An 8746-nucleotide genomic window follows, 5' to 3' on the forward strand; every position below is an offset into this window, starting at 1 on the left:
GAGACCACCCACCGGACCCGCACACCGCCCGACGGAGACCGCCCGCCGGACCGGCGCACCGCCCGGCCGAGACCAGCCGTCGTCCCCGTGAGCCGAGCCGCTGGGACGCCGTCCCCGCGTGCCGCTCGGTTCCCCTGCCGTGCCGCTACTCCGCGGCGGCGAGGATCGCGGCCAGCGCGGCGGCGGCCTGGGGTGCGTCGGGGCCCTCGGCCGTCAGCTCGACCGTGCCTCCCGCGGTGGCGCCGAGCGCCATGAGGGCCAGGACGCTCGTCGCCGCGGCCGTACGGCCCTCGTACGCGAGCCGGACGGTGCTGGCGAAGCGCGGCGCCGCGGTGGCGACCCGCCCGGCGGGCCGTGCGTGCAGATCCGCGGGGAGCACGACGGTCATCCGGTGCCGGCCCGGTGCCTGCGGCGCGGACGCGGGCGGCGCGGATGCCGTCCCCGCACCCGTCGTGGACTCAGAACTTACGGACATGGCGTGCCTCCTCGGCACTCTTGAGGACGGCGTCGAGGTCGGCGCCGCCGGCCGCGGCCACGGTGGCCGCGACGGCGCCCTCCACGAAGGGCACGTCGGCGATGACGGCTCCGGGGCGCGGGTGGTCCTCCAGCACCGTGCGTGCCGTCAGTACGGCACTGCCCAGGTCGGGTACCACGACGACCCCGGCTCCCTGGTCCGCGGCGCCGAGCGCCTCCCGGATGCGGCGGTAACTGGTGCCCAGCCCACCGGCGTCGTTGCCTCCCGCCACGGCGACCGGCACGCTCTCCGACCCGATCTGCGCCACCAGATCCGCCACCCCCGCGGCCAGCTCTACGCTGTGTGACACCAATACGATGCCGACATAGGGGCTCATGACCGTTAGGGTAAGGATCAGAACACGGTTCAGCAATACCGAACGAGTACCCGATCCTGAGGACAAGCGTGGTGGTTGAGTCGGTCAAGCGTGCCGTCCATATCCTCCGGGAGCTGACGGCCGAGCCACGGCTGGGCGTCACCGAACTCGCCGACCGGGTCGGCGTCTCGAAGTCCGCCGTCCACGGCCTGCTGCGCACCCTGGAGTCCGAGGGCCTGGTCGGGCAGGACCAGGAGACGGGCAAGTACCGGCTCGGTCCGGCCCTCGTCACCTTCGGCAACGCCTACCTGGACATGCACGAGCTGCGCACCCGCTCCGTGACGTGGTCGGAGCTGCTGGCCTCCCGCACCGGCGAGGCCGTCTGGGTGGGCGTGCTGGTCCGCGACGAGGTGATGGTGGTCCATCACGCGCTGCGCCCGGCGGGCGGGGTGCAGGCACTGGAGACCGGCGCGACGCTGCCCTGGAACGCCAGCGCCCTCGGCAAGGCGATCGTCGCCAGCTCCGCCCCCGAACTGCGTGAACGCGCGCTGGCGGGGCCCCTGGGGATGCTCACCGGCCGGACCGTGACCGACCCGGCCGAACTCTCCGCCCAGCTGGAGCGGGCCCAGGAGGTCGGCTACGCCGTGGAGAGCCAGGAGGCGACCCTGGGGGACGCCGGCATCGCGGCGCCCGTCTTCGACCGCTGCGGTGCCGTCGCGGGCGCCATCGGCCTGGTGGGCCCGGTCGAGCGGCTCCTGGCGGAGCCCGCCCGGGAGGCGCACGCGATCGCGACGCGCGAGACCGCGCGCAACCTCTCCCGCGAGCTGGGGGCGTTCCGCGTCGGTGGCCGAAAACCCTCCTTCTGACGGCCGCGTCTTCTGTCCTGTTCGTCCCCATGCGCCGAAACGCCGGGCGGTCGAGCCGCGAGCCTCCCTTGACACCTGGGGTAACGGAAATCTAACTTTCCGAAAGCGTTCAGGACTACCGAACACTGTTCTGGGCGCGAGGTTAGTCGGTTAGTCATTCAGGGGTCGCGTTCGTCGTGCCTGACGACTGCGGGTCTGACGGCCGCTCGGGCGAGCGGTCGCTCGTGGTGAGGGGGCCGTCCTGAAGAAGCTGATCAACAGCGCCGAGACCGTGCTGTCCGACACGATCACCGGGATGGCGATCGCCCACCCCGGCCTGCGGGTCGACGCGGCCACCCGGGTCATCACCCGGGCGGGCGGCCCGACCCCCGGCAAGGTCGGCGTCGTCTCCGGCGGCGGATCGGGGCACGAGCCGCTGCACGGGGGCTTCGTCGGGCGCGGCATGCTCGACGCCGCCGTACCGGGCGAGGTGTTCACCTCCCCCACCCCCGACCGGATCCTGGCCGCGCTCCGGGCGGCGGACGCGGGCGCGGGTGTCCTGCAGATCGTCAAGAACTACAGCGGCGACCGGCTCAATTTCGCCATGGCCGCCGAACAGGCCGACGACGAGGGCCTGCGGGTGCGCACGGTCCTCGTCGACGACGACACCGCCACCGGCGCCACCGGCCAGGGCCCGGGCCGCCGCGGCACCGGCGCCACCGTCTTCGTCGAGCGGCTCTGCGGCGCGCTGGCCGAGCGGGGCGCCGACCTCGCCGCCGTCGCCGAGACGGGCGAACGGGTCAACGCCGCCTCCCGCAGCATCGCCCTCGCCCTCCGTCCCTGCACCGCACCCGCCGTAGGCCGCCCCGGCTTCGAACTCGGAGCGGACGAGGTCGAGTTCGGTGTCGGCATCCACGGCGAACCCGGCCTGCGCCGGATCGCGCTGCGCCCCGCCCGCGACCTCGTCGCCGAGGCCATGGCGGTCCTCCTCGCCCAGCTGCCGCCGGGCCCCGCCGAGACCCTCGTACTGGTCAACGGCCTCGGCGCGACCCCCCTGCAGGAGCTGTACATCGTGCTGGGCGAGGTCGCCGCCGTACTCGGGAAGGCCGGCATGACCCTCGCCCACACCCTGGTCGGCAACTACGTCACCGCACTGGACATGGCCGGAGTGTCGATCACCGTCTGCCGCGCCGACGCCCGTCTGCTCGACCTCTGGACCACACCCGTCGACACCCCGGCGCTGCGCTGGGGCTGCTGAGGGTGCACAAGCCGATGACCGAAAACGCACGGGAGGACGACCGTTGGACCCCGCACCTATACGTGAGTGGCTGCGTACGACGGCACAACTCATCGACCAGGAGAAAGACCGGCTGACCGAGCTGGATTCGGCCATCGGCGACGGCGACCACGGCGTCAACATGCAACGGGGCTTCACCGCGGTGGCGCGGTTCCTCCAGGAGGACAGACCGCAGGACGAGACGGCGGGACAGCTCCTCGTCGCCACCGGCGACACCCTCATCTCGACCATAGGCGGCGCCTCGGGCCCCCTCTTCGGAAGCTCCTTCAGGGCCCTGGGCAAGGCGCTCGACCGCTCCGGCCCCGAGTCCGACGACCGCAGGCTGGCCGCCGCCCTGGCCGCGGCCCGCGACAGCATCCAGCGGCTGGGCGCCGCCCGGCCGGGCGACAAGACCATGTACGACGCCTACGGACCGGCCGCCGACGCGTTCGCCCGTGCGGCCGAGGCCGGAGACGGCCTCGCGGCCTCCGCCCGCGCGGCGGCCGCCGCCGCCGACGAAGGGGCACGCGCCACCGAGCCGATGCAGGCCCGCCGCGGCCGGGCCTCCTATCTCGGCCTGCGCAGTGTCGGCCATCAGGACCCGGGCGCGGCCTCGACCGCGCTGGTCTTCCGTGCCCTCGCGACCGCCCTGGAGGCCAAGTGACCCGCTACCCGCAGACGGTCTCCCCGCTGCGCCGCACCCCCGCTCCCGGCGCCGTACGTCAGGTGGAGACGCCGGCGTCCTACCCCCAGACCCAGGCGACGACGCCCGGCGCCGGCCGCTTCGCCTGGCTCGCCCCGATGGTGCTGTGGCCGCTGGCCCGCCCCTACCTGCCCCGGCCCGCGGTGCGACCGCAGGGCGGCGGCACCCAACGCGCCGACGACGAGGCGATGTTCGCCGCGATCGTGTACGTCCTGGTGAGCGGGGTGCCCTGGCGGGCGCTGCCGAAGGCGTTCACCGTGTCCTGGCAGAACACCCACCGCCGTTTCACGCAGTGGAGCGAGGCGGGCCTGTGGGACCGCATCCGCGAGTCGTCCCGCAGGCAGCACCTGCCGGGCCATGTCCGGCAGTGGGCCGACATCATCGGCACGCTGGCCGAGGAGCGGCTGAACCGCACCCCGCCCGCCGTCGGCCGGGCCCCGCAGGCACCACGGCGCGGCGAGGGCCTCAAGCCCCGCATCCGGCTGCACCAGCCGGGTGACCTCACCGTCCGTCTGTTCGGCCCGACCCGCACCCCGGTCGAGGCACCCGGCGGGGCCCTGCGCCCCGCCCGGTGAACGTCCGCCGTTTCCACGGCGCTTCGGGCACAGCCGACGTAGCCCGAAGCGCCCCGGAACCGGCGCCTGCCCCGAGCCCGTCCCGGCCGGGTCCACCCGGCAGAAAGAGGGGTCGATCCCCGGTGCACCCGCCACCACCCCTGTCCCTCACCGACTTCCGCGGCCGGCTGGACCGCGTGATGGCCGAGAACGCGGGACGGCACGTCGTCGTGCTCGCGCTCGACGGCGTCAACCTCGCCACCGCGCGGCGCTGCTGGCCGTCGGCCGACGTCCGGCTGATGCGCGCGGTCTCCCCCACCACGTCCTCCGCCTGCTGGCTCAGCGCCCTGACCGGTCTGCCCGTGGCCGACCACGCGGTGCCCGGCTTCGTCTTCACCGCGCCCTCGGGTGGCCCCGGACTGGTCACCTTCCTCGACTACCAGGGCACCGACCTGACCCCGGCCGCGGACAACGTCTTCTCGGACGCGGCCCGTCACGGCCGGACGCCCCTCGCGGTGCTCGGCGACATGGAGCACTACGGCTCCGCCTGGCGCGACGCCCTGCTGGCGCACGCCACCCCGGTCCCGGGCAACTCCTTCTACACCGAGGACGGCGCCTACCGCCGCCGGCCGGCCGCCGAGGTGGTCACGCGCATCCGCACGGCGGTCGAGGAGACGCTCGGCCGGCACGGCACCTCGCGGCCCTGTCTCCTCTGGTGCTTCGTGGAGGTCGACCAGCACGTGCACCGGCACGGGTACGACACCCACACCACGGAGGTCCTCACCGCGCTCGGCGAGTTCGCCGCCTCGCTGGCGGCGCGGGACGCGGTGGTGGTGGCCCACGCCGACCACGGCCTGGTCCCCACGGTGCACGACCCCGCCCTCTCCGACCTGCTCGACCACATGGGACGGCGGTACGGGTTCACCATGGGCGGCGCCGGACGCATGCGCTGGCTGTACCCCGGCCGGCCCGGCGGCCACGCCGAGCTGTCCGCGCGGCTGCGCGAGGCGCTGCCCGGCGACGTGCGGGTGCTGCCCGCCGACCGGGTCTTCCCGGCCGGCTCCGCCGCGCGCGCCCGGGTCGGGGACGTCCTGCTCGTGGCCGAGGGGGAGAAGTTCCTCACCGACCCCGCCTACCGCTACGACCACGGCTCCTTCGCTCCCGAAGAGACCGACACCCCGTTCGCCGTGTGGCGGTGACCGCGGCCCCGGCCACCGGCCGCACGACCCCAAGTCCCCTGTCTCACGTGGTGGTTGACGGTTCGCGGGACCGTGCTGAACGCTGAGGCGAGATCCGAACCAGGAGGTAGAGCTGTGAGTACGAGCCTGACCGGCTGCCTGGAGGAGATGGATCGCCGCGGGCTCATACCGGCCGACTGCCAAGCGGTGTGCTGCGTCGGCTCGGTCGCCCGCGGCTGGTCCAACGAGGCCAGCGACTACGACTTCAACGTCGTTTCCTCCACCCCGTTCGAGGGCGAGAGCGCCCGCGTCATCCCCGTACCGCTGGACCCCGGCGTCGTCCCCACCGTCGTCCTGCACGTGGACGGACGCCGCTGGGAGATCAAGTACTGGCTGGACAGCCAGGTCCAGCAGATGATCGACAAGGTCAGCTGGGAGCAGTTCGAGGCGGGCAGCTCCACCGCCAAGGCGTTGATCGACGCCGAGGAGCTGTTCCTGGAGCGGATGAGCACCTGCCTCACCCTCAGCGGCGCCACCTGGGCCGAGGAGTGCCGGCGCCGGGTCGAGGAGTCCGCCTTCCGTGCCTTCGTGACCACCCGCTCGCTCGCCGAGGCCGACTCCTCCATCGAGGACGCGGTCGGCCAGCTGGCCGCCGGGGACTACGACAGCGCCGTGCTCTCCGCCCGCAAGGCGCTCGGGCACACCGTGGACGCCCTGCTGGAGAGCGAGGGCAACTTCGGTTCCCGGACACCGAAGTGGCGGGCCCGCCGGTTCCGTGAGGCGCGGCCCAAGGCGCTCTCCTTCGAGGAGTACTGGGCCCTGGAGACCATGCGCTCCTTCGACCCCGAGGCGCCCCAGGAGTGGGCGAACCTCGTCACCCAGCGATGCCGGGATCTGACCATGGAGGTCGACATCTCGTGACGGCACACCAAGACGTGCGGCCGGTGGACCCGGCAGCGGAGGGGCAGCGGTCCGCCTCCGCGTTCTGGCGGTACTGGACGGCATCCACCATCAGCAACGTCGGCGACGCGATCACCACGGTCGCGCTGCCCCTGGTGGCCGTCAGCGTGCTGCACGCCTCCAGTCTCCAGGTCAGCTTCCTGACCGCGGCGCAGTACGCCGCCTGGATCGCGATCGGCCTGCCCGCTGGCGTGATCGTCCAGCGGCTGCCGTTGCGCGGCACCCAGGTCGCCATGGATCTCGTCCGGGCGTTCGCGCTGCTGTCGGTGCCGGTGGCGGCGGCGTTCGACGTGCTGCACCTGACCCAGCTGGTCCTGGTGGCCCTGGTGATGGGGCTCGCCACCGTGGTGTTCGACGTGGGCAACTCCACGTTCCTGCCGTCGGTCGTCCGCAAGGAGGAACTGACCGCCCGCAACAGCCTGACGTCCGCCTCGGCCTCGGCGACCCAGCTGGGCGGCCCCTCCCTCGGCGGTGTGCTCGTCCAGCTCCTCGGCGGAGCCGCCACCCTCGTCTTCGACGTCGTCAGCTACTTCGTCTCCGCGGTGCTGCTGCGCAGCCTGCCCCGGCCCGCCCCGGTCCGGCCGGAGGCGGGGGGCGAGTCGATGGTGCGGCAGATCAAGGACGGCTGGCGGTTCGTCACGCACCACACGGTGCTCCGCCCCTGCGTGATGGCCGCCACGCTGACCAACTTCACCTGCGGCGCCTTCATGGCGCTGCTCCCGGTGTTCCTGGTGCGCACGCTCGACGCGTCGGCGGGGCTCGTCGGTGTGCTGATCGCCACGGAAGGGCTGGGCAGTCTGCTCGGCGCCACGCTCACCCCGCGGATCGCCCGGCGGATCGGCAGCGCCCGCACCATCCTGCTGTCCACCCTGTCCGGCGCGTGCGTCGTGCTGCTGATGCCGCTCGCGGGAAGCGGCTGGGGGCTGCTGCTCTTCGCGGCCGGCAACCTGTGCTTCGGCGCCAGTGTCGTCGTGCTCAGCATCCTCACCCGCACCCACCGGCAGACGGTCACCCCGCCCGAACTGCTGCCCCGGGTGATGGCCACCGTCCGGTTCATCTCCTGGGGTGCGGTGCCGTTCGGCGCGCTCACCGCGGGCACCGCGGCCGGTGCGCTCGGCAACCGGGAGGCGCTGTGGCTGATCTGCGGGCTCGCCTTCCTGACGCCGCTCGCCGTGTGGACGAGCGCCATCCGCAGGACGCGGGACCTGACATGAGGCGGGTCCGGCCGGCCCCTTGAGCGGCGCCGGCCTCGTCCGTGAGATAGCTCACGGACGAGGCCGGTCCGGCTGTCGTCCGCCGGCTGTGCGGAACCTCACACCTTTCGGCACGACGAGAAACGGGCCTCCGCCGTGACTTCCGTCACCGGCAGAGACCCGTTTCATCGGTTTCTCTGTGCGCGAGGGGGGAGTTGAACCCCCACGCCCTTTCGGGCACTGGAACCTGAATCCAGCGCGTCTGCCTATTCCGCCACCCGCGCATTGGGTGTGTCTTCCGTTTCCGGCCCTTTCGGGCTGGCCCCTTCCGACATCCAGAACATTAGCACGTCGTACGGGGTGGGTTCACATCCCTTCCCGCCCGTCCGCGGCCGCCCACCGGCACCGCGGCGCCCGGCGCCCGGCGCGCCCGGGGCGGCGGCCGGTGTTCCGGCGGGCGGCCCGCCGGCCCCGTACGTTTCAGGGAGGCACGGCTCACGTATCAACCTCGTACCGGTCCAGGCCATCTCCCCAGGAGGCGGGGCGGGTCCACAGCCGGGTGCGGGACACTGGACTTCACCCGCCTCTACGATCCATGGCAGCAGGACCCGCCCCGAGAGTTCGAAGGGGAGCCGCTGGGGGAACCGGCTGATTGGCGGGCGCGTAGATACGATCAGTGAGCAGTACCAGCAGTACCGGCACGGCAGCGGCACAGAGCAGGCAAGACGACGGCAGCGACGGAGGAGGTGCCCCATGGGAGTCCTGAAGAAGTTCGAGCAGCGTCTCGAAGGTCTGGTGAACGGCACCTTCGCCAAGGTCTTCAAGTCCGAGGTTCAGCCCGTGGAGATCGCCGGTGCGCTCCAGCGGGAGTGCGACAACAACGCGACCATCTGGAACCGCGACCGGACCGTCGTGCCCAACGACTTCATCGTGGAGCTGAGCACGCCCGACTTCGAGCGCCTCAGCCCCTACTCCGGGCAGCTCGGCGACGAGCTGGCCGGCATGGTGCGGGACTACGCCAAGCAGCAGCGCTACACCTTCATGGGGCCGATCAAGGTCAACCTGGAGAAGGCCGACGACCTGGACACGGGCCTGTACCGGGTGCGCTCGCGCACCCTGGCCTCCTCCAGCAGCCAGGAGGCGGCACCGCCGGCCCCCGGCGCCCCGGCCCCCGGCCGCCCCGGACAGAGCGCCCCCGGCGGCTACG

General features: G+C 73.0%; 10 protein-coding genes and 1 tRNA gene. 8 read left to right on the top strand and 3 right to left on the bottom strand.

Annotated features, from left to right (window positions below; all coding sequences use genetic code 11):
• Positions 1 to 145: 145 nt before the first annotated feature.
• Together GT045_RS32700 and dhaM are read right to left on the bottom strand one after the other, a co-directional pair.
• Positions 146 to 475, bottom strand: coding sequence for an HPr family phosphocarrier protein (locus GT045_RS32700; protein ID WP_202529235.1), 330 nt, complete (start codon positions 473 to 475; stop codon positions 146 to 148).
• Positions 459 to 851, bottom strand: a complete 393-nt coding sequence (dhaM, locus tag GT045_RS32705) for a dihydroxyacetone kinase phosphoryl donor subunit DhaM (RefSeq protein ID WP_161336411.1) — start codon at positions 849 to 851, stop codon at positions 459 to 461. Before dhaM ends, GT045_RS32700 begins: the two co-directional genes overlap by 17 nt.
• A gap of 71 nt (positions 852 to 922) precedes the next feature.
• Between dhaM and GT045_RS32710 the strand changes: the two genes are divergently transcribed.
• From GT045_RS32710 to GT045_RS32740, 7 genes are all read left to right on the top strand, one after another.
• Positions 923 to 1696 carry an IclR family transcriptional regulator gene (locus GT045_RS32710; RefSeq protein ID WP_161336412.1) on the top strand — a complete coding sequence of 258 codons (774 nt, stop codon included), beginning with the start codon at positions 923 to 925 and terminating at the stop codon, positions 1694 to 1696.
• 241 nt (positions 1697 to 1937) lie between these two features.
• Complete coding sequence (gene dhaK, locus GT045_RS32715; protein ID WP_161336420.1) at positions 1938 to 2933, top strand: dihydroxyacetone kinase subunit DhaK; 996 nt, start codon at positions 1938 to 1940, stop codon at positions 2931 to 2933.
• Positions 2934 to 2976: 43 nt separating this feature from the next.
• Positions 2977 to 3615 (top strand): dihydroxyacetone kinase subunit DhaL, encoded by a 639-nt coding sequence (gene dhaL / locus GT045_RS32720; protein ID WP_161336413.1) that lies wholly within the window; start codon positions 2977 to 2979, stop codon positions 3613 to 3615.
• Entirely contained in the window at positions 3612 to 4229 is a 618-nt protein-coding gene (locus tag GT045_RS32725; RefSeq protein WP_161336414.1) for a transposase, read from the top strand. The genes dhaL and GT045_RS32725 overlap by 4 nt, the downstream gene beginning before the upstream one ends.
• A 122-nt stretch (positions 4230 to 4351) precedes the next feature.
• A complete protein-coding gene (locus tag GT045_RS32730; RefSeq protein ID WP_161336415.1) occupies positions 4352 to 5407 on the top strand; it encodes an alkaline phosphatase family protein in 1056 nt (351 codons plus the stop codon).
• Positions 5408 to 5521: 114 nt separating this feature from the next.
• On the top strand, positions 5522 to 6307 hold the full coding sequence (locus GT045_RS32735) for a nucleotidyltransferase domain-containing protein (RefSeq protein WP_161336416.1): 786 nt from the start codon (positions 5522 to 5524) through the stop codon (positions 6305 to 6307).
• A complete protein-coding gene (locus tag GT045_RS32740; protein WP_345942824.1) occupies positions 6304 to 7560 on the top strand; it encodes an MFS transporter in 1257 nt (418 codons plus the stop codon). Before GT045_RS32735 ends, GT045_RS32740 begins: the two co-directional genes overlap by 4 nt.
• Before the next feature lie 179 nt (positions 7561 to 7739).
• Here GT045_RS32740 and GT045_RS32745 read toward each other — a convergent pair.
• Positions 7740 to 7823, bottom strand: a tRNA-Leu gene (locus GT045_RS32745).
• Positions 7824 to 8292: 469 nt separating this feature from the next.
• Here GT045_RS32745 and GT045_RS32750 point away from each other — a divergent pair.
• Positions 8293 to 8746 (top strand): DUF3662 domain-containing protein (locus tag GT045_RS32750; RefSeq protein ID WP_161336418.1); only part of this gene is annotated, 454 nt, incomplete at its 3' end.

It is taken from the genome of Streptomyces sp. SID486 (assembly GCF_009865385.1).
In the GTDB taxonomy this organism is placed as follows: domain Bacteria; phylum Actinomycetota; class Actinomycetes; order Streptomycetales; family Streptomycetaceae; genus Streptomyces.